Source organism: Haliea sp. E1-2-M8, from assembly GCF_030649675.1.
In the GTDB taxonomy this organism is placed as follows: Bacteria; Pseudomonadota; Gammaproteobacteria; order Pseudomonadales; family Halieaceae; genus Haliea.
Window position 1 is genome coordinate 67,285 of sequence record NZ_JAUTDR010000019.1, and the last position, 24,048, is coordinate 91,332.

The window sequence follows — 24,048 nt, forward strand, 5'->3', positions numbered from 1 at the left end:
AGTAATTCCGGTGAAGCAATCATGTGCAGTCGCCGTATATAGACATCGACAACGTTGGTAAACGGATCCTCCGGCGAACCCCAAACGCCGCTGCGTCGTGCCAGCGCCTCAGCCGTTACTGGATATCGGAGTCTCGCGGTTGCCCGGACACCAGCTCGATCAGCGGTGGATGATCCGCCCCCGAAGGCAAGCGTGCGCCCACGTAGGTGGTCAGGGTCGGCGCAATGCTGCTGACCGCGACTGGCCGGTCTACGATGAGCCCGCGCGGGATGCCGGGTCCCGCCGCGATAATCGGCACGTGGGTATCGTAGGCGTAAGGTGAGCCGTGCATGGCCGCAAACTCTTCGGCGTCCGGGTAGAGGTACCAGAACGGGTTCTGAATGACGAGCACGTTGCCCGAGCGCTGCGGATGAAACGCCCGCTGCAGCTTTTGCATCAGCGGCGTGTCGGGGAGGTTGCCGGATTCCAGATCAGTGCGGGTCACGGCGTAGGCGAAGCCATTCTCCTCGCGAAAAATAGCGGCCAGCGCGTGCTCGACCTCGGGGTAGTCCAGTTCGTGTTTTTCCATCTTGTCGGGCTGCAGGTAGAGGCTCGGGTTCCAGAATGCCATGATCAGGTCATCGTCGATGCCGAAGCGGGTCTTCAGTGCAGCATTGGCCCTGCGTATGAACCCCGCCGGATCGTGTCGACCCGCGTCGAGGCCCCGGGCTGACTGGTACTCGGGGATATCGTCCGCACCGTGATCGCTGGTCAGCACCACCAGCGTCCGGTTCAGGCCGATGCGCTCGTCAATGAAGTCCAGCAGTTCCCCAATGATGCGGTCTACCTGCCGAACCTGGTCTTCGTACTCGAGGCTGAAGGTGCCGAAGGCGTGGCCGACGTAGTCGAGCGCGGAAAAGCTCACCGCAAGGACGTCGGTTTGCCCGCGTTGCCCCACGGCCTGGTTGTCAATCAGTGCCCGGACGAAATCCAGGGTCAGTTCATCGCCGGCAGGCGAGAAGCGCAGGCCACCATAGTATCTGGTGTCGCTGGGGTTATCGTAGGAATGCGGGAAGCCGGTGCCGAGATCGGCGTAGCCGCGTTCCGCCTCCCGGGCGTCCTGGTGCGAGAAGATATAGGTCTCGGGCGGATCTTGCAGTGACCATGCCTTGCCGCGATAGCGGTCCCTGCGCGCCGAATCGTTGAACCGGGTGACCCATTCGGGCAATGCGTCGTAATACCAGTCGCTGCTAAGGAACCGGCCGGAACCGCTGTCGTACCAGAACGCCTTGCCCAGCCGTCCGCCGGGGATGATGGCGCCGCGATCCTTGACACTGACGCTGAACATCCGCGATTTCTCGCCGGAAGACAGCACGATCTCGTCGCCAAAGGTGGATGCGGTGAGGTTGCGTGGCGAGGTGCCCAGGCTGGCCACATCGATCAGCGGTCGGGCGCCCGGGTCGGCGACGCAGTAGATGCGGTCGCCGCTGCTTCGATCAGCCCAGTCATTGCCGGCGAGACCGTGTTGTGCAGCGGCAGCACCGGTGGCAATCACCGCGTGGCCGACCGCCGTGAAGGTTGTGGAATGCTGGAAGTGGGCGTTTCGGTAGGCCACGCCGTTGTCCAGCAGATAGCGGATGCCGCCGTCCAGGTGAGGGTACTGCTGGAAGGGCATCTCGCCCTTGAGCATGTCCACCGTGATCTGCAGGACGAGATCCACGGGCGCATCGCGCGGGTGGACCTGAGCCTGCACCAGGGTTGCAGCCCCGACCAGCAATGACAGCAGTGCTGCCTGTGCACGCGCAAACAGCTGACTTCGCGAGCACACCATCATTGACTATTCCGCGTGCTGAAGGTGTGATCGGTGCGCAAGGCGGAGTCTGCCCTGTAAGGATCCTCCACAACCCGGTACTCCGTGCGCCAGTCGTCCTGCGACACGCTGCAGCGCAGATAGCCCCGCTGATCGCCATTGGTATAGCTGACGTGCGGGTTGTAGGGTTGCGCGGTATGCACCCGCTCTGCCCAGGGACAGTGCGAGGCAATCGACGTCGATGCGAACTCCCAACCCACCTGCGGCGACGTGGCGTCGATGGGGTCACGATGGATGGTCGAGGCATTGGCGCAGTGCCAGTCGCCGCTGAGCACCACCGCGTTGCCCACCTCGCCCATGGCATCGATAAGGCGCTGCCGCTGGCGCGGATAGCCGTCCCACTGGTCCATATTGAAATCCGGACGCGCAGGGTCATCGCTGTAATTGAACGGCGCAAACCAGGTTTGCTGTGCCAGCACGTTGAACGGCGCATCGCTACGCTGCAGCGAATTCAGCAGCCAGCGCTCCTGCGCCTCGCCCAGCATGCCGCGATTGCGATCCTCCAGCATCGCCGCTGCCGCGGCGGGGGAGATGCGGTCGGTGGGCACCTGGTCGGACCGGTACTGCCGGGTATCGAGCAGATGCACCAGAGCCGGGCCGAAGCGCCAGGCGCCGTAGAGTGACAGGCTGGAATCCAGGCCGCGGATCTGCGGGGGTTCGCGCAGCGGCATGTGCTCGTAATAGGCGCGGAACGCGGCCTGACGCCGCACGCGAAACTCGGTTTCAGTCTGTGCCCAGGGGTCCTGCGGGGTAAAGCCGGCCCAGTTGTTGTCCACCTCGTGATCGTCCATCGCGACAATCCACGGGCTCGCTGCGTGAGCCGCCTGCAGGTCAGTATCCATGCGATAGAGGGCGTAGCGGTTGCGGTAATCCCACAGCGTTACGATTTCGGCGCTGTTGTTCTGGCGCACGGTGCGATAAGTGAATGTCTTGCCATTGGTTTCACGCGAGCGCTCGCCGAGGGGACTGATGCCGCCCTCGTAAATGTAGTCGCCGACGTGGATCACACAATCGGGAGCCCAGGCGGCCATGTCCGCGTAGGCTGCGTAAAAGCCGCTTTCGTAGGACTGGCAGGTGGCGACGGCGAGTTTGATCTCGCGGGCGCGCGGGTCGCTGGTGCGGGTGCGACCTACCGGACTTTCGTCGTCGCCGAGATAGAACTGGTACCAGTACTCGCGACCGGGTTCGAGGCCCTCGAGAATGACATGCACGCTATGGCCGACGCTGTCATCCGTCGTGAAGCGGCCGTCGCGCACGGTACGTCGCATCAATTCGTCGCTGCAGACCCGGTAGCGAACCTCTACCGGTCCATGCGGCATGCCGCCGCCGTTGAGCGGGTCCGGCGCCAGGCGCGTCCACAGCACACAGCCATCGGGCGACGGGCTGCCCGATGCAACGCCGAGGGTAAAGGGATAATTCTGGGACGCACCTGCCAGCCCTGAAAATGCGGAAGTCGCGAGCACTACCGAGCCACTGGTAAGAAGAAAACGTCTGCGGGAGATCATTGGTTTTCCCCGGTAGAGTCCCCTCGGACAACAATGGGCTGGGTCCACGCCATTTCGACGTCGCCTTGCGCAAACGGGTTGCCGTGTTCGCGGCTTGAGATTACCCGTGCGCGCACATAGAGTTCGTCGCCGCGCACGCGATAACGAGCATCCGGACCGTCCATGCGGGCCAGTACTTCGCCTATCTCTTCGCTGTAGCTGTAAACAGAACGCGGAGGCTCGTCGGTATCACCGCCGGGAGTCTCGGGCCCGTCTATAGGCGTCAGGTCTGTGCCCTGGCGAGTACCGACGAATTCGATCGTGTACTTCACACCTGGTTTCTCGTCGACGGAAAGTCGGATCCCGCTTTCGTCAATCTCCAGTGCGTCCAGCTCGACGCCGGTACTGTTGTAGAAGTCGCCGCGACGGATGGCTGCCGTGATCCTGTTCGGGGTCAAGTGTGTCGACCGCACCATGATCCAGCCGCGGCCAGGATTGGTAAATCCGGGGCCCCAGTTGTTGTACTCGTGGGCGTCATCTGTGGCAACACCGTAGATGACGCTGCGCTGGTAGGTGCCGAGCCGGTTGGATAGAACAATGTCCCAGAGCCGCTCAGCGCTGACGCGCTCTGCGTCACCGTTGTTGTGTACACTCGAGTGGCCGTTGTACATCTCAAAAAAACCGTCGCCGGACTCGTAATCCAGCTCAAAGAAATCTTCTGCCGTCACCGCGAAGTGAAAGTTCGGGTGATTGAGGTGGACCACCATGGGCTGGGCGTGGCGGCGCGACTGCTCGACTACCGCGTCCAGATTGTTCTGGATGGTATCGACCACACTGTCGCCGCCCTGGGGTTCGATAAGATCGACCAGGTTGACGCCATTGAGGTGTACCGGATGATGTTCGTGGCGGTCGGTGATTTCTTCGCCGTTGATGAACAGAAACCGTCCCGCCTCTTCGAACAGCGGCCGGAACTCGTTCAAGGTTTTCAGGCGCACTTCACGTTCACCGGGCTCGCCGCGGATCTCGACCCAGTCTTCGCCAAACTGCTCTGTGTAGTGGTCAAATGCTGCGCGCACGGCGTCGGGGCGTCGCGGTGGCTGATCCACCGGGTACCATTTTTCGCCGCGCTGCATGGTGTTGTGGTCGCTGATCACCAGGAACTGGTATCCCTGTGACTTGTACCAATCGGCGATGGTTTCTGGCGGCGCATCGCCGTCGCTCCACCAGCTGTGTGTATGCGTGTTGCCCCGCCACCAGCGGGCCTCGTCGGCATGCGCCGCGCTGAGAACCAGAACTGATGAGATGGCCAACAAACTTAATGATTTTGACTTGTACCGTGACATGTGTAGCTCCTTGACTGAATCTGGCAATAACTGAAGGCGTCAGACATGCCGAAATGATCGACATGCCTGACGGGATTCCTACCTCAGAAACTGTATTCGTACTGCAGCCAGAAGGAGCGCGGCTTGCCGTTCCATCCGTATTGATAGTAAAACTCGGGATCAAACCTGCCGATCTCGTTGCGCACACCTGCGCGTGACAACCGTTGATCTGCGCTGGCGCTGGCCCGCTCGTAGTAGTCCTCATCCAGAATATTCACGGCGCGCAGCAGGAAACGATGCTGCTGGGAATCGCCCATGAAGTACTGCACGGAGCCGTTCACTACCACGTAATCGCCGAAGTTGAGATCAGTGTTCGTGCGCTCGCCGCTCTCGTCAACGAGGCGGCTGTTGACGCCCCCGGCATAGGCCCACTCGGGGCCCTGTATCCGGGTGTTCAGAGAGACCACCCAGCGGTCGCTCGGACGGAAACTGATCTGGGTTGCGGCCGACCACTCTGGACGCTCCGAGGACTGCCGTTCGCGGTCGTTGCCAGCAGCCCCGGGCACGAGGAAATCCTGTTCCGCGCCGCTTCCCGCGGCCAGGGCGTTCAGGCCGAATATCGGGTTCGGCTCGAGTGACTCCATGTCATTGAACGTGAAATCAAAGTCCCAGTTGTCGATATTGAACGATGCGTCCAGCGTGAGGCCCCGAATGTCCTGCGACTGGTTGCGGTTGAAGCTGACCAGCTCGTTGCCTGCAAAGACGCCGGCGTTAAACTGCTGCAGCGCGAACTGGCAGAAATCCCCGGGTCTGCGGATATTCTGCACCAGGTTGCCGGACTCGCCCCTCAACTCCGCGACTTCCGGACAGACGCGATCGATAGGTCCGGCGCCATACAGGTTATCGATTACGGTATCGAAGTAACTGAGTTCGATGTTGTAGGTACCGCCCATCGCATCGCCGTTGATACCGAAACCGAAGCTGTAGGTCTCCACGGCCTGCGTCTGCAGCGACGAGTTGACCACCCGGCCCTGCCGTGCACCGATCTCGGTGAGTGTCGGGTTGCTATAGGAAGTTCCGCCATTGGAACGCAGATAGAAGCCACCCGGGAGTTCCTGGCGTACACCGTACTTCCAAATCATCTCGTCATCGTATGGGTCATTGAAATCCTGCCGCGCCGCCACAGAGAAGTTTGTGCCATTGAGGAAGTCCAGGCTAACCTGCAGATCGCCGTAAACGCCTGTGCTGATCACCTTTTCGTCGGTCATCCCGTACTCGTCGTCCGAGTCGTCGAAGTAGGTAATGTTCTGCACGCCGAAAACTGTGGTAAAGGTATCGTTCCAGTCAGTGCGTGCACGTGCGTTGAGGCCGAGGTCAACATAGCCAGCCCGAAACTGATCGGTGTCGCCAAAGCCCTTGGTCGGTACTCCACTGCCGAAACCGGCAGTGCTCTGGATCACGTAGCCGATGGGGTTGCCGATGGGGAACGGGTTGTCAAAGGTGCCATAGGGATTGCCGTCGTCATCGACATAAAAACCTTCCTGTGCTGCCACCGCGGCACCCGGGCGACTGCCGAAGGGATTGGTCACGCAACCCGCGGGCAGCGCGTCGATGCCGTTGGCGAAGCCCTCGAATTCTTCTGCCGTGTCGAAGCCGGTAATGCCCTGCTGCGTGGCGATAGCCTGCACGTCCGGACTCAGGTCCTGCAGCCGCGGGATATTGCAGACGCGCGCGTCCACCTCGGAGTTGTAGAGTTTGGGCGCGACGTAGTAGCCTTCCACGTCAACCGTTGTATTTTCGCGGAATCGCGTCTTGAAGCCCAGGTTGTACATCGGGAACTCGGTGTAGTTTGGCTGGTATATCGTGGCATTCGGAAACGAATCACGGAAATCCACCGTGGCGTACTGTGCGCCCAGACGCAGCTCGCTCTCAGCGCCGATCTGCCAGTGGTACTTGGCGCCGATCAGGTTGTATGAATACGGAAATTCATGGAAGCCACCGAGCGCGATGACGTTGTCGACGTGGGCCTCGCGATCAAACAATTCGTGGGCACTGGTCTCGTAGGAGCGACCGAAGAACATGATCGAATGCTCGTCCGCGCCGAAAAGCGGCATGGAAATGTTGCCGTACATCTCACGCGTATCGAAGGCGCCACCATAGACCCCGAATTCGCCTTTCACCGGTTCTCCGGCATAGGGCTGCTTGTAGTTGACCCGGACGACCCCAAGGCCGCCGTTGCTGCCGTAGTACAGGCTCTGGCCGCCGCGGTAGACTTCGACATTCTCTATCATGCGCGGATCAATGGCGGTGGCAGGCCAGATGCTTTCGAGTGGCGTGCCGCGGTCAAAGGTAGGCATGCCGTCAACCAGCAGCAGCGTATCGCGGTCGGTACCGCCATCGATTCGGATGGTGAATTCGCCCTCATCTGGTGAATAGCCGATGTTGGCACCGCGGATAAGCCCGGCGGCCAGTTCGCCGAAGTTGGTGAAGCCGCCAGTAGCGATTTTCTCGGCATCGATCAGCTGCACTTGTGTGCCGAAGCGGGTGAAGTCAATTGCCATTTGCGAAAGTTGCTCGGTAACTCGGCGTCCCTCAATGATGATTTCCTCGATCCGATTGCCTTTCGCATTGGCCGGTTCGTCATCAGATTGGGCCAGTGACGTCATTGACGCGCAGACGCAGGCGATGCCGAGAAACAGCGGCGTTCGACTAAATAGTTGGTGCGAGCGAGAATGCCTGTTATGAAACACGATAATTCCTCCTTGTAGAATGTATACCGCGATTCCGCCGATCCGAAGGATAGAGCGACAGATTAGGTTTGCGTCGACGACGGGAGGAAGTGCTTCCCGCCTGCGCACGCACTCTATGCGGGGAGCATTACGTTTCTGTGCTGTTACTGTGACATTTTGGTGAAGGTTTACCCCAAAATTGTTGAAAAGTTCCTGAAGAGCGACAAGCTGGACATCCCCAGCCTCTGGCACCGGGACTCGGTCAGACGACGCCTATTGTTCGCCCTCAACATGGATGCCGTCGTCGCGTATGTAAACAAGTATGTGAAACTTTAAAATCTTGACCGGCGCGAGCACATCTTTAACGAGCAGCTATCGTAGATACCACATCTGCAAAAAGAGGTAGATTATTTTTCTCAGCAGTCCAGTGCTGATGGAACAGTTCCACAGTCTCTTTCGCGACATCCAACACCAACGCCTTGGCGAGTCCGACCCGCCCGGCGAGATATACGAGTTCCTCTTCATCAAATCCGTCAAAGCGCTTGCTGCGACTGACCGTCAGTGCCGCCCCGGTGTCATCAATGTAGGGCAAGGTCGAGACAAAATCATAGGCAGCGGCCAACCGCGCCGTACGCTTGTCCGGATAGTAGACCGACCAGTTCTTGATGTGCATGTCGGCATTACCGATCAGCGTGTTGAAGACCAGCCGGCGGACAAACTCTCGAATATCTGTATCATCACTCTCGGCGACAACAACCGTCGTAATATTGACCATGCTCGCCTTCTTGTATTTGTCCTGCGGACAGACACCAAAGATTTGTGCGAAGTCTTCAATATGCACAGAACTCCCGCCACTCAACCGATCAAAGCGCTCGATGGCAAGCGCGTTACCTTCCATCGCCCCCACATCCCGCGGCAAACCGCCAATATCTGCGAGATCAATCAACTCGAGCGCAGGCACATTCATACCGATCTTGCGCGCCAGCGCCATCATGGAGTATTCGTTTTCGGGCATACCAACGTATTTCTCGGAGGGGAGCTTGACGATCCAGGAGCCGCCGCCCTCGGCGACCTTGCGGATCAGGTATTCGTAGCCCTTGCCGATAATATCGGCCTCGACGTCGTCGAGCCCTAGGCGCATGGTGAAGATGAGCGGGAGGAGGTAATCCTTGTGCTTCGGCGCGTCCTTGGCCCCGGAAAGGCTATCGATTATTGATGTAAATATGTACCCGGGTTATGCCTTCTGAGTATGTCCAGGATGGACGGGCTGCGCCATGTGTGGAGGCTGAGTGATTTCGGTACAGAACATGATCCCTGCAAAAGTCCGGCAGTGGCGATCAATTGGATTGGGACTACATGTCCGCCGCCGAGAAGGCGATTTGCCATCGTTTCAGCGGGTTATCGAAGCGTACCTCTGGTACAGCCTCGCTTAACGGACAAGACTACCTATGCGGCGGCGTCATTCCTTACTGGCGAACCGAAGCTTTCCCTGCACCAGTGTCGACACCTCTCCTTCTCCTACAAAATAGCCGAGTGCTTCGTAGGCTTTCGCCCGGCGTCCAAACATTCGTTCCAGTGTGGGCAGACTTCAGCGGTTTACGCAATCAGGGGGCTCCGCTGCAAGCGATCCGCCCGCGCCCGCCAGATTATCTAGTCGGGAGCTCACTTTCCGTGCCTATAATCCATATCTTGGGTTGTGCAAGCACACGTTTGACAAATGCATTTTCGGTGTTGATACGCTTGCACAATTCCTCCCGTGGGTAGAAGGTTGGCTGTATCGCTCGGACCATACCGACGGATGCCTTCTCCAGGCCCGGAACTACGTCGGCGTAGGTAAGGCTATCACTGATAATCATCAGGTCAATATCACTGGAGGCGATGTCCTCGCCTTTCGCCACCGATCCGAACACGAATGCCAGTTGGATTTTTGGCAGAAAAGGTTCCAGCGCAGCTTTCAGCGGCTCTACTAGGGCCACTGTCTTGGTCAGGATGGAGCATAGCTCCCTGAAGAGAGGCGATTCTGGATTGGCCTGGTAGTGCTTTTGCGAGCCGATTCGCTCCACCGTAACGAGTCCACTGCGGACTAGCCGCGACAGCTCCCGTTGCACAGCGCCAGAACCGCCGCCAGACTTTTTGATGATCTCATTCGTATAGAAGCTCTGCGTTGGCTGTCCGAATAGCAAGCCCAGGACACTCTGTTGCGTCCTGGAAAAGAGTGCGTCAGCCATAGCTAATGGCTGGTCCTTTGTAGACCTGCTCGCTTCAGTGCCCATATTGGGCATGATAGTGCCCAGTATGGGCATGCTCAAGGAAAAAGTTTTCGTCGCGCCAGATGTCGGCTCATTCACACGGCGTTCGCTCAGGAAAGCCAGGTAGAGATGCGCCTACAACTGCGGATTCTGCAGGTCAACGGGTTCTACCCCACTTCCATGGTACATGGGCAACACCTCGCCGACGCATTGCCCCTCGCGAGGAAACAATGCGTGTTTCCCGACCGATAGATTGACCGCGAACCAATGCGCTATCGTCTGTTTGCAGTCAAAATATAATAATCAAGGGAGGCCAATGAGCCACTCCAGCCGGTTCCCACCCACAGCGCAGGCCTGGTATATGGTCGCGATCCTTTTCTTGGCCTATACCTTCTCGGGTATCGACCGCCAGATCCTGACGCTGATGGTCGAGCCCGTGCAGGCGGACTTGCAATTGACAGACTTCGAGATCAGCCTGCTCCAGGGACTGGCGTTCTCCCTTTTGTTCGTGTTTGTCGGCGTGCCTGTGGCCAGACTTTCGGACCGCAAAAGCCGCCGCTCGATTATCGCCGTGGGCATCACATTCTGGTGCTGCATGACCGTGCTGTGCGGACTCTCGAAGAACTTCTGGCAACTGTTCCTCGCGCGCATGGGCGTCGGTGTGGGCGAGGCGTCGCTAAGCCCCGCCGCTGCTTCCCTTATCGCCGACAGCTTCCCGCCGGCCCGGCGCGCCATGGCTTTCAGTGTCTATCATCTCGGTTACCCGGTCGGCGGCGGGCTTGCCCTGGTCATCGGGGGGGCGGTCCTCGACTGGCTATCCGGTATCGACAGCGTAACGCTGGGGCCCCTGGGGGATTTCAGGAGCTGGCAGCTGGCTTTTATCATCGTTGGACTGCCCGGGCTGCTCGTGGCCCTGCTGATGTACAGCTTCCGCGATCCCGCGCGCCAGGAAAAGCTGCGCGATGATGAGTCCCAGCAACTATCCTTCGCGGAGATCGGCCACCACATCCGGGGCAGTTGGCAGGCCTACACCGCCCACCTCTCAGCCGTGGCCTTCCTGGGTATGCTGGCCATGGGGACGAGCATCTGGTACCCGACCTTCCTGATCAGGACCTACGGCTTCTCACCCAGTGACGCCGGCTACTCCTACGGCCTGATACTGGGCGTCTGTGGGGCCGCGGGGATCCTCTCTGGTGGCTGGCTAAGCGGTCTGCTCGCCCTTCGTGGTTATGGTGACGCAAACTTGCGGGTCATGTGGCTGGCAGCGGCTCTTAAAGCGCTCCCACTGGTACTGGGACCACTTATGCCCACGGCCTACCAGGCCTTGCTGCTGATGGCGGTCGCCACCTACCTTGGCCAGGTATCAGTTGGTGTCACAACAGCTGCGTTGATGGAAATCACCCCCAACGAGATCCGCGCGCAAATGCTCGCGGTGATGATGCTGCTGGTGAATATTTGCGGGCTCGGCCTCGGCGCGACACTGATCGCTACCATCACCGATTTCGTTTTTGGAGACCCGCAGGCGCTGCGTTACTCGATCTCACTCGCTTCGGCGGCAATCACGCCCTGCATCATCGTTTTACTGTGGTGGGGAATGCCCCACTTCCGCCTCGCCGCGCGCCGGGTTGCTGGCGCCCCGTCAGCAACAGAAGAAGAACTTAATTTGGGGACGCAAACCAATGAAGGAAAAAAGCATGCACAAGCGACAACATAAGACTCGAACCATAGGTCTCTCGTTAATGGTACTGTCACTGCTTCTTCCCCGCGCCAACACGGTATTCGCCGCACAGGGTGCCCTTGAGGAAATTATCGTCACCGCACAGCGCCGTGAAGAGAACTTGCAGGAATCGCCAATTTCCATTACTGCTCTCAACTCCAGAATGCTGAAGGAGATTCGCGCGACGGACGTCGAGGGCATTTCTAACTACACGCCCGGCCTCCTCATCACCCCCACCGTGGGTGGTTCGGTCAACGCCTCCATCAACATCCGTGGCGCCGCCAACAGGAACAACAACCTGAGCCGGGACAACTCGGTGGGCATGTACCTCAACGGGGTACCCATCGCCAAAACCAGCGGTGCGATTTTCGATGCCGTCGACATCGAACGCATGGAGGTGTTGCGCGGCCCCCAGGGCACCCTGTATGGCAAGAACACCATTGGCGGCGCAATCAACATTATCACTCGCAAGCCTTCCGGGGAACTCGGCGGTTCGGTGCAGATTGGCGCCGGAAATGAGGGCCTGCTCGAAGCCCGCGGCTCACTCGACCTCCCCGCCTACGGCACCATTGGCGAAGGCATCGGTGAGATCAGGGTCCGGGGTTCGGCTTTTTACCGGGAGCGCGACGGATTCTATGACAACGACTTCGAGGGACTGCAGGACTTCGACAACCGCGACCAGGATGGCGGGCGCCTCGATATTGCGATCCAGCCCAGCGATTCCCTAGTGATCGAATACGGCTACGACTGGTTCTCGGCGGACCAGCGGCCGACCATGCTGGCGCTCTATGATTCCACTACCTTCCAGTTTGTGATTCCACCGCTGTATCCGCTGGTAGACGCTGCCACCAGCCAGAAGCGACCCGACAGCATCGCCGCGAACAGTGCGGAAACCAGCGACGTCGACATCCGCGGCCATGCCCTGACGTTATCCTATGAGCTTCCGGACACCGCCCTTGGCGACCTCACACTGAAATCCATCACCGGCTATCGGGACCTCGATACGCTCAGCGTCTCCGACTTCGACGGCACCAGTCTCGACCTCTTCCGCTTTACTCTCGACAACGAGTTCGAACAGTTTACTCAGGAATTACAGCTGGTGGGCAGCACTGAAAGCCTTGAGTACGTTCTCGGCCTGTTTTACTACGAGGATGAGTGGTTCACCCATAACCCCCGGTGGATATTCCAGTTCGGTGGCAACAACTTTGACATCAGCGACCGGGGAGCAGACGACACCTCCAAGGCGGTATTCGGACAGATGACCTGGACGCCCGATGCTTTCGAGCGGAAACTGGACATTACCGTCGGCGGCCGCTGGACCAAAGAGACCAAGGAAGTGCACTCAGTGTGGGTTGACCGGAGCGTTTTCGATGTGGACCCGACTGCCCGCGACGCCGGCGTGTTCCAGCGCGACGCACAGGATATGCCCGTGTACGATGCCCGAGGTGACTTCATACCGATCGAGGCGAAAGACAGCTGGACCGAGGTCACGCCGATGGCCACCGCAAGGTGGACTTTCTCCGACCAGGTCAATGGCTACCTGAAAGTGTCCACCGGCTTCAAGAGCGGCGGTTTCAATGGTGTCGCCGCCACTACAGATGCCTTCAGGACGCCTTTCGACCCGGAAAAGATGCTCACCTATGAAGCGGGGCTCAAGACACGCCTGCTCGACCAGCGGCTGCAGCTCAACATGTCTGCCTTCTACAATGACTACAGTGATTTTCAGGCGAGCAGACTCAATCGCGAAGCCAGCATCCTGATCGTCAACGCCGGCGAGGCGACCATGAAGGGCGCGGAATTGGAACTGACTGCACAGCTCACACCGACCCTGCGCTTCATACTCAACTATTCGTGGCTTGACACGGAATACGACGAGTTTATCGATGGCAACGGCAATGACATCTCTGATGAGCGATACTTCACTTACTCCCCGGAGCACTCGGTGTTCACCTCACTGCGCTACGAGCTGGGTGAATTCGACTGGGGTACGCTGGTTGCACAGGCCGACTACGCCTGGAAGGACGATTACTTCACCAACATAGAGTCCGACCCGACCACAGATGTTGAAGACTATGGGCTGGTAAATGCTCGGTTGGAGCTGCGCGAGATCCCGTTGGGCGGTGGCAAGGCGCGCATCGCGGCCTGGGGTCGCAACCTCACGGATGAGGAATACTGGCACACGGGGATCAATCTTCAGGTTTTCACGGTCAACCAGTGGGCTGACCCCCGGAGCTACGGTGTGGAATTCGAATACGAATTCTGAGTTAGCAACCCTTCAGTCCAGGGTGTTTGATGACGCCATCGCCATCTTGCCTTGCCACAACCCTCGCAGCCGTCGCATAATCCGGGGCGTCCTCGGCGCCTGCCTGGCAGGCGCTGCAGGCCCGCGCCACGCCGCAATAACCTCACCCCCGTGACTAAGATAGTAAGTAGGTAGCCTATGGGCAGATGGGAGTACATTGAGGAGTTCATCTGTGTTGTAGAGACCGGAAGTTTCACCAACGCAGCGGAACGACTGGACGTTTCCAAATCCTTTATCAGCAAACAAGTGTCGCGCCTGGAGGACAGACTGCAGGCACGACTCCTGCAACGCAGCACCAGGCGTCTCACGCTCACCGAGGCCGGCGAGGTTTTCTATCGCTATTGCAAGTCGATGGCGGATAACTACGCCGAAGCGGAATCGGCTCTGTCGGAGATGCTGGAAGGCCCGCGGGGCACACTCAAGATAGCCATCAACAGCCGCTACGGTGTACACTACATGGCCAACGTTGTGGCTGCGTTCTCACACCGACACCCCGAATTGTCGGTTGAAGTCCACTCCAGCTTCCACGATGTGGATATTATCCAAGGCGGCTTCGACCTGAACATCCGCTATGGCAAACTGGAAGACTCCAGCATGATCGCGCGCAAGCTCGGTTGCTACTCGCTGTGCCTCTGCGCCAGCCCGGAGTATTTCGAGGAATGGGGAGTCCCCCAAACACCGGAAGACCTGCAGTCACACAATTGCCTGACGCCGCCAGAGCGCTACTGGCTTTTCAATACCCGCTCACCCGAACCCTTGAAAGTCAAAGTTCACGGCAACTGGCTGAGTGAGGATGGCGCGACCCTTCTGGCCGCCGCGCGCGAGGGTATTGGCCTGGTACAACTGCCTGACTTCTATGTGGAGGATTCCATCAGGAAGGGGCGACTCATGAAGCTCAACCACCTGCCCTGGAGTCGCTACGAGCGCGAAACCTGGGCTGTGTACCCGCACACCCGGCACCTGTCGGCCAAAGTGCGGTATTTCATGGACTTTTTCAGTGACTACATAAAGACCCAGCTGAGGCCCCACAGAAGCCGCTTTGTGAGTCACTGAAGGCGCCCTCAGCGAGCCGGTCGCTCAGTCAGTCCTTGACACGCTCGATAACCTCGATGCTGTAACCATCAAGGTCGGTGATGAAGGCAACAATAACGGGCCACTGTTCAAGCCGCTGTGGCGCCGAAACCACTTTGCAGCCACAGGCCTCGACCTCGCGACAGATACCTTCTATGTCATCGCAATAAAGGTAGAGCTTCCACAGGGCATTGCCGTGATCAATCGGCGGCACCACGTCATCGCGCTGCGCCAGCTGAATCTTGCCGTCCGAGCCCTCTGCGCCGAGAATGATCTCCTCGGCACCCGGTATGGAAATGCGCTGTTGCTCCTGCAGTCCCAGCACATCGCGATAGAAGGCCGCTGATTTTTCGAGATCAGCCACGCTGATACAATACTGCCCTACTCTGCTGGTCATCACGACTCCGGTAATTGAGGGTTCCGACGTGCCAGAATATTCTCTGTGCGATCCTTGATCCTGGCATCCTGCGCTTCACTGGCAGGAAGAATCCAGAACTTTTTATCCAGCATACCCTGGAGACAGGTTTCGGCAACTTCCTCCGGCTCAGTAAGCTGCAGGTTCTGAATGCCCGAGGCCCTGGCCAGGTCCTTCATCGAGGTGTAGGCTAGCGGCTCGTCATCATCGCGCAGATCTCGCGGGCGATTGCGCATTGAGCTGAGTATATTGGTATTCACCAGGTGAGGACCCGGAAAGAGCACATGAGCCTGTAGCGCGGATTCCTCCAGCAGGAGCTGGTAGTGCAATACCTCCGACATACTGGTTACAGCCGCCTTGGTCGAGGCATAGATCGGGGTAGTGGGCAGGGAACTCAGGCCACCGTTGCCCGATGACGTGTTGACCACATGGCCGCTCTTGCCGTGCTCCAGCATGCCCGGGAGAAACGCCCTGATACCGTTTGCCACGCCCATGACATTGACCTCGAAGCCCCAGCGCCAGTCGTTCGACGTGAGGGACCACATCCTGCGCTGAGCCTCCTTGATCCCCACGCCAGCGTTATTGCAAAGAATACGGACCTCTCCGTAACACTCCGTCGCCCGACGCTCCAGCTCCCCCATGGCCTCTGGAGAGGTAACATCCGCCCGCTGGGGGTTGACTTCCAGGCCCTCACTGCGCAAGGTCTCGGCCGCCTCCTCCAAAGCGGTTTCCTCTATGTCCACCATGCTGACCTTTGCACCTGCCGTCGCAAAGCGGCGGCAAAGGTGGTACCCCACCCCGGAGGCCCCGCCCGTCACCACGGCATGCATACCGTCCAGCTCAGCCATGGGCGCGCACCCCTTCACCGGCGACGGCCACGTCGATACCGGCCAGTCCAGGGGTATCGTAACGCTGATCAATGAAGTCCAGCAGGTTCTCGCCCGGAATTTCCTCCAGGATCTGTCCACTCGTGCGGGTGCTGCCTTCCGCGAGCTGCATACTCAGGACTTCAAGCACCGGCACGTCCACCAGCGGATCATAGACGCTTTCTCGCAGAATCACCTCGGGTTGCTCGACCTCGAAAACCCGGGTGTAATTCCGCTCCCAGTTCAGCCGCGTCAGGTACACGGGGCCGTCAAAGGCATCCGCACGGTCAATGCTGGGGAGGGCCTTGTGACAGAAAAAGTATTCGGTGAACGGCTCCGGCTTCGGCAGTTCCCGGCCCACCTTGCCGCGCATTTCCAGGAAGTTGATGCCGTGGCGCCCCATACAGGTTCGGATGGCATCGCCATCGCGCTCCATGGTCGCCACTTCTGCGAGTTTTTTGGGCTCGCCAAAGCGCTCACGGCCACCGATTACCACGAACTCGCCCTGCATCGGCATGGCCAGAACATAGTGGCCCACGGTGTCTTTGTAGCGGCACTTTACGCCCACTGTGGCAGCCCCCACGCTGACATCCTCAGTCGGGCTGACGTGCATCGTCACGTTGGCGTGCTGGATAAAGATATGCGGTTCATCCCCGGCTTCGAGCGGCTTGGGCAACAGCGCCGCGTGAATCGCGGGGTCGGTAACATATGTGGAGCGCAGAGACGTCACCGTACAGTCGAGTCCCGCGCTGCTTTGTGCAGTATGGTGGGGGTTACGCACGAATCGTAGCTGTGCCATGTTGATCTCCTTTATCGTTGTCGAATTGCATTCGCGGGGGGGAAGAGTCTCCTCCGTTCAGTCGGCGTAGAACTGTGCGAAATAGCGACGGTAGCGCATGATTGGCCCGTCGCCGTCGCACAACAGTGGGTCCTTCAGGTGAAACTTGTGCTGCCAGATGGGGATATCACCCTCCAGACCGCGCTGACCGTTGGTACTGGCAATGCTCTCCCGCAGCGCCTTGTGTTCGAATGAATCATCGGGGACACGCTTGTGGGTGTAGGCGAAGCGCACTTCCACCGTTTCCGAATCCACCGGGGTGACCAGCACCTGCAAGAGGTAATCGACGAGGCCCCGGAAACGGGTCCACTTCTGTCCGGCGCCGTTCTGTACCACATCGATGGCACTGTCGATTTCCATCATCTCGCCGTCGGCATTCCTGACCTTGCGACGCCCCTCCACATGACTGCGCCGGATGTGGCCCTCGTATGTGGTTTCGCCTTGGGGTACGGCCTCCATGGAGTGAACATACTTGAAGTGCGCGATGTCGACGCCGTTCTCCGCGATCTCCTGGGGGTGCGAGTTGAAGGCCCAGAAATAGCGTTCCTGCTCCACCCACTCGGGATCGTCGATCTCGTCCAGGGGCAGCACCTCGAAATTGGGCGGGACATCGTCCGGGTGATACCAGGCCCAGATCACCTCGTTTTCCTCACACACGGGATAGGTCTTGAGACAACTAGAATCCTTCGCCTTGGGCGGGATATTCGTGGCGTAGGGAATATCGGTGACCCTGCCCTCGCGGTCATACTGCCAATGGTGGAAGGGACAGCGGATCGATTCGCCGACGACCTCGCCACCATATCCGAGGTGCGCGCCCAGATGGGGACAGGCGGGGTCGACCAGGCCAGGCTGGCCGCTGTCGGTCCTGAACAACACCATCTCGCGATCGAAGTAATGTATCGGCCGAACATCGCCGGGGGAAAGCTCATCGGAATAACCGACGCAGTACCAGCCAAACGGTATGGACATGGGAATTCGCTCACGCACTGGCAGCCTCCTGCTTGACCACAAAATCGGATTTGGCCGGGCCGATCCGCGCCGCAATACCCTCGAGGCGCTTGCGATCCAACTGGTAGCAGTCAATCGCGTTTGTCCCCAGAATCAGGTCCGCCTCACGCTCCGGCATGCCGCCGAAAAACTCGACCAGGCGCTCGTGGGTGTGCGGCCAGGCCCCCTCGGGGTGCGGGTAGTCTGTACCCCACATGATATTTCTGATGCCAATATCGTGGCGCACCGCCATAGAGCCCTCATCGAACAGCGCGGAAGCACCTACCCAGCAATTGCGCCGGAAGTATTCACTAGGCTTCATGGTCAGGTTGCTGCGGAAATCACCCAGCTTGCCAGAGGTGTGTTTCACCGAGGCGCGCACATCCATCAGCTCCAGCATGTGCGGGATCCAGAACTCACTCACTTCCGTGAGCGCGAAATGCAGCTTGGGAAACTTCTCGAAAACCCCGCCGAAGATCAGGTGCCAGAGCGGCCGCGCGGCCCACCAGGCGAACTCGGTGAGGTAGACACCGACCGCGCCCGGCAGCTCAAAATCGTAGTCGGGAGAGGGGCCCGAGTGAGTGTGCACGACCATTCCATGTTTTTGGCAGAACTCCCAGATCGGGTAGTACTTGGGGTGGTTGTAGGCATCGTACTCGCCCATCAGGGCGGGAATCAGAATACCGCGCAGGCCGTTGTCATAGGCCCACTTGACCTCGGCCAAGGCTACATCAACATCGTAGAGCATGAGCACGATAGCAAGCCCGATGCGCCGATCCGGGTCCTCGCGGCAGAACTCCGCGATCCAGCGATTGTGGGCCCGGGCGCCGGCCCACTGCTTCTCCGGGTCCACACCCCAGGGACGGAGGCCCAGACCCGCGCCGAAAGGCGGCGCGTTCATTTCGGTGATCCCGTCAGGAAACAGCACCTCGGCCGCCACGCCGTCGGCATCAATGACACGCTCCCGCACCGCGCCGTTCCAGGCGCCCTTGAGCCGGTCTTCTATACCCTGGCGCCAGTGGTCATTGAACTCCGAGATCAGGAATTTTTCTTCCGCCTTGCGCGTCATTTCGCGCTGTATGGGCAGTGCTTCGTCAAAATCCTTATGAAAACGGGCATCCAGATAGTCCCGGTAGCCCTCCATAGGTAAACCCGCGTGACCATCAGTCGAAACAATCAGATAACGATCCATAAAAGCCTCCAGCATCTATGCTTCAACAGGCTAGCCGCCTTGCGAGGCCAGATAAACCAACGGCGGTGCCATGATCGTTTTTGCCCAGAGGCTAATCAGCCGGCCCCTGCACAAGCCGAGTACGCTGGAAGCGCCCCATACGCGCCAGGGCCCTCGCGCGGGTATTGAGGAAGCGGAAACGCAGGCTGCTGAAACGGTTGTGCCAGCCGGGTACCAGGCTAGGACGACGACCGAGCGCTGTCAGTCCCGAATTCACGACGTCCGCTGCATCCATGCCATAGTCGACGCGCTCGGAGCGTGTGGCACCGGGGGAGAGCACGAGTACGTCCACTCCCCGTTCCGACAGCTCGTAAGACAGCGCCTCACCCGCTGCGAGCTGGAAGGCCTTGCTGGCAGAATACTCGACCATGTAGGGAACTGACATGTGACCGGCGATAGAGCCGACCTGGATAATGCCGCCCCGGCCTCGCCGCGCCAGGTGACACGCAAAATAATGTAACAGGCGCAACTGCACCTGTGTATTGAACTCCACCAGCTTCTCTATCTGGGACCAGGGGCGGTCTATAAAGTGGCCGTGATGGCTGCTTGCCCCCGCGTTGTTGACGAAAAGCCCCAGGTCGACGTTGCCGGTACGCTCGAGAAGACGTTCCAGATCCTCATGTCGTGTGAGGTCACAGGATAAATGGAGGCAACGAATACCGTGCGTACGCTCCAATAGCCCGGCCTGCTCCTTGAGTCTCGTAGCGTTTCGCGCCACAAGTATCAAATTGAAATGCTCCGCCGCCAGGCGTTCAGAGAATGCCTTACCGATACCAGCGGAGCTACCCGTCACAAGCGCCCACGGGCCATATCGCTCGCGCAAATCATTGACCACCTTCTGCCTCCAGATTGAAACATCAGGCTCCATCATGGCACGGCATGGACGTTATTTTTTTGCCTCCAGGGAAACACTACGTTTCCCGAGGCGTCGCGAGTTCCATCAGAAGACGCCTGACAGCGATTAATCCAGAGCACGCCGCCTGGCGTGGGCATGTTAGGCACGTAAGCTGGAGGCAATATGCAACTGACACTCGACACCTACGCGAAAGACGCTCCCAGGCAGGCCTCGCAGGAACTCTGTATCATTGGGTAACATCAGTCCAATGGCGTCCGAACAACAGGCACAGCGTGCTTAACTTGGTGTCCAGGAAACCCGGGGTAGGTCAGCTTGAATCGCCCTGCAGCCTGCCGTACCTTCGGTTTACAGCGACCAGCACCAAGACCAGTACCTGTTCTACAACCGACAGTTCACGCCCTACATCAAGGAGGACGGTACAACATCTGGCTTCGACTCTATATGGCAACGGTACATGCGCAAGGCAGTCGACACCGGGATCCTGAAGGAATCCTTTACCGAGCACGATCTACGCGCCAAGGCCGTTGAAGGGGAGTCGCTGGAGGTAGCGTCGAAGCTGCTGAGGCACACCTCTACCCAGGTCACTCAGAAGCATTACCGACGCGGTGTTGAGACTATCTGACCGATTCTATTAGACAGGTCTGGATCTATTAGACAGAGACAAAAAAGGCTCCCGCAGGAGCCCTTCTAAGTCTTTGTTTTTGTTCGGGAAATGGTGGGCCGTGCTGGATTCGAACCAGCGACCAATTGGTTAAAAGTCGACCAACCGATTTCCATCTGATTGATTTTATTTATCTTTTATCGGTGACGCCCGTTGCAGATCGCACCGAAATGCACAACCGAGCAGGACTGATTCCGGCAAAAGTCCGGCAGTGGTGACCAATTGGATAAGGGCTAAGTGGGCCAGATTATCAGTGCGATCACGTTCCATTTTGCTATCGACGCCCTTACCATTCCCGGGTAGTTATCGGTGTGATTCGGTTTGCGCCCAGATTACTGCGCTTCCTGCGTCTGTTTCAACTGCGCCTTCCGCTGCTTAACCATCGCACGCATCATCACGCTGGTTTCCCGCGCGTGCTGCCGCAATGATGCCTTCTCGGATACGGTGAGCATCCGGGGAGCGGTCGAGGTATCTTGCTTCGTTTTCTGTAAGAAAGTCGAAACCGTAGCCGAATACTTTTTTCCACCATTCTTCAAGGTCGCCATGCTTTACCCTCAATTTTTCCAGGGTCTCCTGAGCCGGGGCCAGTATAGCAGATCGGCGCTGACCGGTTAACGTGGTCGCCCCGATGACTATTCCGCCCGACTGCTCTATGAAACCGCGCAGGTTGGCAAGAGTATGACCCTGCCCCACGAAATCATCCACCAGGTAGTATTCTGCCCCCTCTACAACCTCACCCTCAAAGATCGCGGGGGGCGCCTGGAGTCAGAATACAGTTTAAGAGTCAGGGTCAGCCACCAACAGAATATCAAGCCCGGCCAGCGGGTCGCAATTGCCATCACCACCAATCACCCACTGGCGGCTTTTGCCCACCGGGCTGGCCGACAACAGGATCACGGCACGGGATAAGACATCCCGGCCTCAGATGCCGGTGCAGGGCACTATTGCAATCCTTTATGCGAACCAGTTTGTTTAATGGTTCGCGCCAACCAATACAGCAACACCAGTAACACCGTCAGCACGGGTACAAACAACCCCCCACTTTGCTGTAACGCCAGGGGAAACAACTTCGCCTGCCCCAGAAACACGGCGGCAGTGGCCATGAACAAGGGCCACAGCATTCGCCACAAGTGCCTGAGCAGACGCCCTTTCCCCGCCAATCCACCGGCAAGCAAATAACGCAGATCGCCCAGCAGCGCACCAAGGGTAATCAGGGCAAATGCCCAATAACTGCCAGCGCTGAAGCCGCCGAGTTGCACTTCGCCGCTGCCGGTCAGTATCAGGATGCAGTAGCCGTAACCCGCCAGGATGCCGACACCCAGCCCAAATAACAGCCAGTCATTGCCGCCCACCTGCTTGTGCCTGATGGCCTGATAGGCGGTCAGCACAAAATAGCCAATCAACAGCCCGTTGAGCAACGATAAAGGGATGTCTCTGACCCAGGCTACCACCGCTGCATATTCCGGCGAACGTGACCGCCCGTTCCGGGCATTGTGACCGACTTGCACACCGATGCTCGCTGGTGAACGTAGTTTTACACTGACCGGTCACGTTCGGTCAATTTACTGGTGGTTTTCCGCAGGGATTCGCCGGTGAGATTCAGGCGGTAGGCACCATGCAGTAGCCGGTCCAGAATGGCGTCTGCCAGAGTCGCCTCGCCGATGNAACGTAGTTTTACACTGACCGGTCACGTTCGGTCAATTTACTGGTGGTTTTCCGCAGGGATTCGCCGGTGAGATTCAGGCGGTAGGCACCATGCAGTAGCCGGTCCAGAATGGCGTCTGCCAGAGTCGCCTCGCCGATGTATTCGTGCCAGTACTCTGTCGGTAGCTGGCTGGCGATCAGCGTGGATCGACGCCCATGGCGATCTTCGATCACCTCCATCAGATCGTTACGCAGGGCGGCGCTCACCTTCTGGATTCCCCAGTCGTCCAGGATCAACAGATCGGTCTTGAGCAGCTGATTCATCAGCCGTGGATAGCTCCCATCACCGTGGGCAATGCGCAGCATCTCGAACAGCCGCGGCAGACGCAGGTATCGGACGCTGTAGCCCCGCCGACAGGCCTCGTTGCCAATGGCACAGGCCAGCCAGGTCTTGCCGCAGCCGGTGGGCCCGGTCAGGCAGAGATTCAGCGATTTCGGTATCCAGTCCAGCAACAGCAGCGAGGCGACACGGCTCTTGTCCAGACCTCGGGGATGGCGGTAGTCAATATCCTCCACGCAGGCGTTTACGCGCAGCTTGGCAGCCCGCAGTAGGCGCCCCAGGCGGCGGTTCTCCCGGTAGAGGACTTCCCGGTCGACCAGCATGGCGAGGCGTTGCTCAAAGCCCAGCTCGCTGGCAGCGGGTTGTTCCAGTTGTTCTTCCAGTGCCTGCAACAGGCCGGTCAGGCGCAGGGTGTGCAGGTGCTCGCGGGTTTGTTGCATCAACATGGTGTCTCTCCTCGTGTTAGTGGTAGTAGTCGGCGCCGCGCACATTGCCGTGCAGCGGGAGATCGGCTTGCAGATGGCTGTCGCCTTCCATCGGCTGCTGGTCCAGCCCGTGCTTGAGGATGGAGGCAATGCTCTGGTAGTTGATCGAGCGGAGCGTCAATGCGCGTTGACAGGCGCGTTCCAACCGGACCTTGCTGTAGCGTCGGCTGAGGCTCAGCAGGCCCAGGCAGGCGCGGTACCCGTGTTCGGGATGGCGCCGGCTCTCCAGTTGCTGCTGCACCACCTGTCGGGTGCAGGGGCCGATGTCCCCGGCCCAATTCAGGAAGCGCCCTGGCGACCACTCCCGGTGTGCCCGGTGGGAGCTGGGCATGTGATCCATCAGCGTACTGAACCGCTCCTGGCCGCGACGACCGTGAACTGCCACCCGGTTCCCCTTATGCAAAACCTCCACCGTCTCGGCCGTCAGGCGCACATCCAGCGTCTGGCCCACCAAGGCATGGGGGACGCTGTAGAAGCGCTTGTCGACGCTGATGTGGTAGTCGATGCCAGGCTTGGCCTTGCACCATTCCGCGTACTCGTAGGGCGCCACGGGGAGCGGCCTGAGGGCCGGGGCATCCAGGCGTTCGTACAGGTCCCGGCGGCAGACATCCTGTCCCTGGAAGGGCCGGTTGTTCAGGTCTGGCAGCAGGCCGGCAATGGCCCGGTTGAGTTCTGCCAGGGTGAAGAAGGTATGGTGACGCAGGCGGGCCAGTATCCAGCGCTCAACGATCTGCACTGCCACTTCGGCCTTGGCCTTGTCCTTCGGCTTACGGGGACGGGCCGGCAGTACCGCCGTCCGGTAGTGGGCCGCCATCTCGGCATAGGTCGCGTTGATCTGTGGCGTGTAGCGGTTGGGGTCGGTGACCCCGGCCAGGAGGTTGTCGGGGTTATGTGCCCATCCCCGTTATGTGACGGATAACGACCGAATGGCAATAACTGTACCGGCGGACCACGGACATTTGGCCACATAATCGGCTACAGGGAGTTCAGCCAATCAAGAAG

General features: G+C 59.2%; 21 protein-coding genes and 1 pseudogene. 5 read left to right on the plus strand and 17 right to left on the minus strand.

Features of this window, described 5'->3' with window-relative positions; translation table 11 throughout:
- Nucleotides 1-115: 115 nt before the first annotated feature.
- From Q6D67_RS15625 to Q6D67_RS15650, 6 genes are all read right to left on the minus strand, one after another.
- Entirely contained in the window at nucleotides 116-1,813 is a 1,698-nt protein-coding gene (locus Q6D67_RS15625) for an alkaline phosphatase family protein (RefSeq protein WP_304706599.1), read from the minus strand.
- Nucleotides 1,810-3,354, minus strand: coding sequence for an alkaline phosphatase (locus Q6D67_RS15630; protein ID WP_304706600.1), 1,545 nt, complete (start codon nucleotides 3,352-3,354; stop codon nucleotides 1,810-1,812). Before Q6D67_RS15630 ends, Q6D67_RS15625 begins: the two co-directional genes overlap by 4 nt.
- The gene (locus Q6D67_RS15635; protein WP_304706601.1) at nucleotides 3,351-4,676 is read right to left on the minus strand and encodes a hypothetical protein; all 1,326 of its coding nucleotides are present in this window, start codon (nucleotides 4,674-4,676) and stop codon (nucleotides 3,351-3,353) included. The genes Q6D67_RS15630 and Q6D67_RS15635 overlap by 4 nt, the downstream gene beginning before the upstream one ends.
- A gap of 83 nt (nucleotides 4,677-4,759) precedes the next feature.
- Nucleotides 4,760-7,216, minus strand: a complete 2,457-nt coding sequence (locus Q6D67_RS15640) for a TonB-dependent receptor plug domain-containing protein (RefSeq protein ID WP_304706602.1) — start codon at nucleotides 7,214-7,216, stop codon at nucleotides 4,760-4,762.
- Nucleotides 7,217-7,745: 529 nt separating this feature from the next.
- Entirely contained in the window at nucleotides 7,746-8,525 is a 780-nt protein-coding gene (locus tag Q6D67_RS15645) for a type II toxin-antitoxin system HipA family toxin (RefSeq protein ID WP_304706603.1), read from the minus strand.
- Between the two features lie 505 nt (nucleotides 8,526-9,030).
- Nucleotides 9,031-9,612, minus strand: a complete 582-nt coding sequence (locus Q6D67_RS15650; RefSeq protein ID WP_304706604.1) for a nucleotidyltransferase domain-containing protein — start codon at nucleotides 9,610-9,612, stop codon at nucleotides 9,031-9,033.
- Between the two features lie 337 nt (nucleotides 9,613-9,949).
- Here Q6D67_RS15650 and Q6D67_RS15655 point away from each other — a divergent pair, with 337 nt between their 5' ends.
- From Q6D67_RS15655 to Q6D67_RS15665, 3 genes are all read left to right on the plus strand, one after another.
- Nucleotides 9,950-11,347, plus strand: a complete 1,398-nt coding sequence (locus tag Q6D67_RS15655; RefSeq protein ID WP_304706605.1) for an MFS transporter — start codon at nucleotides 9,950-9,952, stop codon at nucleotides 11,345-11,347.
- A gap of 25 nt (nucleotides 11,348-11,372) precedes the next feature.
- Nucleotides 11,373-13,613, plus strand: a complete 2,241-nt coding sequence (locus tag Q6D67_RS15660; RefSeq protein ID WP_304706606.1) for a TonB-dependent receptor — start codon at nucleotides 11,373-11,375, stop codon at nucleotides 13,611-13,613.
- A gap of 177 nt (nucleotides 13,614-13,790) precedes the next feature.
- Complete coding sequence (locus Q6D67_RS15665; protein WP_304706607.1) at nucleotides 13,791-14,705, plus strand: LysR family transcriptional regulator; 915 nt, start codon at nucleotides 13,791-13,793, stop codon at nucleotides 14,703-14,705.
- Between the two features lie 28 nt (nucleotides 14,706-14,733).
- On the opposite strand, the gene Q6D67_RS15670 is transcribed toward Q6D67_RS15665, so the two are convergent.
- The 6 genes from Q6D67_RS15670 to Q6D67_RS15695 all read right to left on the minus strand — a co-directional run bounded on the left by Q6D67_RS15670 (nucleotide 14,734) and on the right by Q6D67_RS15695 (nucleotide 19,931).
- Nucleotides 14,734-15,120 carry a VOC family protein gene (locus Q6D67_RS15670; RefSeq protein WP_304706608.1) on the minus strand — a complete coding sequence of 129 codons (387 nt, stop codon included), beginning with the start codon at nucleotides 15,118-15,120 and terminating at the stop codon, nucleotides 14,734-14,736.
- Nucleotides 15,120-15,986, minus strand: coding sequence for an SDR family NAD(P)-dependent oxidoreductase (locus Q6D67_RS15675; protein WP_304706609.1), 867 nt, complete (start codon nucleotides 15,984-15,986; stop codon nucleotides 15,120-15,122). Before Q6D67_RS15675 ends, Q6D67_RS15670 begins: the two co-directional genes overlap by 1 nt.
- Nucleotides 15,979-16,803 (minus strand): acetoacetate decarboxylase family protein, encoded by an 825-nt coding sequence (locus tag Q6D67_RS15680; RefSeq protein WP_304706610.1) that lies wholly within the window; start codon nucleotides 16,801-16,803, stop codon nucleotides 15,979-15,981. Before Q6D67_RS15680 ends, Q6D67_RS15675 begins: the two co-directional genes overlap by 8 nt.
- Nucleotides 16,804-16,860: 57 nt before the next feature.
- On the minus strand, nucleotides 16,861-17,829 hold the full coding sequence (locus tag Q6D67_RS15685) for a Rieske 2Fe-2S domain-containing protein (RefSeq protein ID WP_304706611.1): 969 nt from the start codon (nucleotides 17,827-17,829) through the stop codon (nucleotides 16,861-16,863).
- Entirely contained in the window at nucleotides 17,822-19,021 is a 1,200-nt protein-coding gene (locus Q6D67_RS15690) for an amidohydrolase family protein (RefSeq protein WP_304706612.1), read from the minus strand. Before Q6D67_RS15690 ends, Q6D67_RS15685 begins: the two co-directional genes overlap by 8 nt.
- A 91-nt stretch (nucleotides 19,022-19,112) precedes the next feature.
- On the minus strand, nucleotides 19,113-19,931 hold the full coding sequence (locus tag Q6D67_RS15695) for an SDR family NAD(P)-dependent oxidoreductase (protein ID WP_370551975.1): 819 nt from the start codon (nucleotides 19,929-19,931) through the stop codon (nucleotides 19,113-19,115).
- 439 nt (nucleotides 19,932-20,370) lie between these two features.
- On the opposite strand from Q6D67_RS15695, the gene Q6D67_RS15700 reads away from it, so the two are divergent.
- Nucleotides 20,371-20,538: a hypothetical protein gene (locus Q6D67_RS15700; protein ID WP_304706613.1), complete on the plus strand. Its 168-nt coding sequence runs from the start codon at nucleotides 20,371-20,373 to the stop codon at nucleotides 20,536-20,538.
- A 371-nt stretch (nucleotides 20,539-20,909) separates the two neighbouring features.
- Here the strand turns inward: Q6D67_RS15700 and Q6D67_RS15705 are convergent, their stop codons facing one another.
- Nucleotides 20,910-21,122 carry a hypothetical protein gene (locus Q6D67_RS15705; protein WP_304706614.1) on the minus strand — a complete coding sequence of 71 codons (213 nt, stop codon included), beginning with the start codon at nucleotides 21,120-21,122 and terminating at the stop codon, nucleotides 20,910-20,912.
- A gap of 133 nt (nucleotides 21,123-21,255) precedes the next feature.
- On the opposite strand from Q6D67_RS15705, the gene Q6D67_RS15710 reads away from it, so the two are divergent.
- Complete coding sequence (locus tag Q6D67_RS15710) at nucleotides 21,256-21,486, plus strand: hypothetical protein (protein WP_304706615.1); 231 nt, start codon at nucleotides 21,256-21,258, stop codon at nucleotides 21,484-21,486.
- A gap of 32 nt (nucleotides 21,487-21,518) precedes the next feature.
- On the opposite strand, the gene Q6D67_RS15715 is transcribed toward Q6D67_RS15710, so the two are convergent.
- The 4 genes and pseudogenes from Q6D67_RS15715 to Q6D67_RS15730 all read right to left on the minus strand — a co-directional run bounded on the left by Q6D67_RS15715 (nucleotide 21,519) and on the right by Q6D67_RS15730 (nucleotide 23,860).
- Nucleotides 21,519-22,028 carry a hypothetical protein gene (locus Q6D67_RS15715; protein WP_304706616.1) on the minus strand — a complete coding sequence of 170 codons (510 nt, stop codon included), beginning with the start codon at nucleotides 22,026-22,028 and terminating at the stop codon, nucleotides 21,519-21,521.
- Between the two features lie 83 nt (nucleotides 22,029-22,111).
- Nucleotides 22,112-22,228 (minus strand): annotated as a pseudogene (locus tag Q6D67_RS15720) (ATP-binding protein); the annotation flags it as partial.
- 23 nt (nucleotides 22,229-22,251) lie between these two features.
- A complete protein-coding gene (gene istB / locus Q6D67_RS15725) occupies nucleotides 22,252-23,007 on the minus strand; it encodes an IS21-like element helper ATPase IstB (protein ID WP_304706617.1) in 756 nt (251 codons plus the stop codon).
- 16 nt (nucleotides 23,008-23,023) lie between these two features.
- A complete protein-coding gene (locus Q6D67_RS15730) occupies nucleotides 23,024-23,860 on the minus strand; it encodes a hypothetical protein (RefSeq protein ID WP_370551976.1) in 837 nt (278 codons plus the stop codon).
- Between the last annotated feature and the right edge of the window lie 188 nt (nucleotides 23,861-24,048).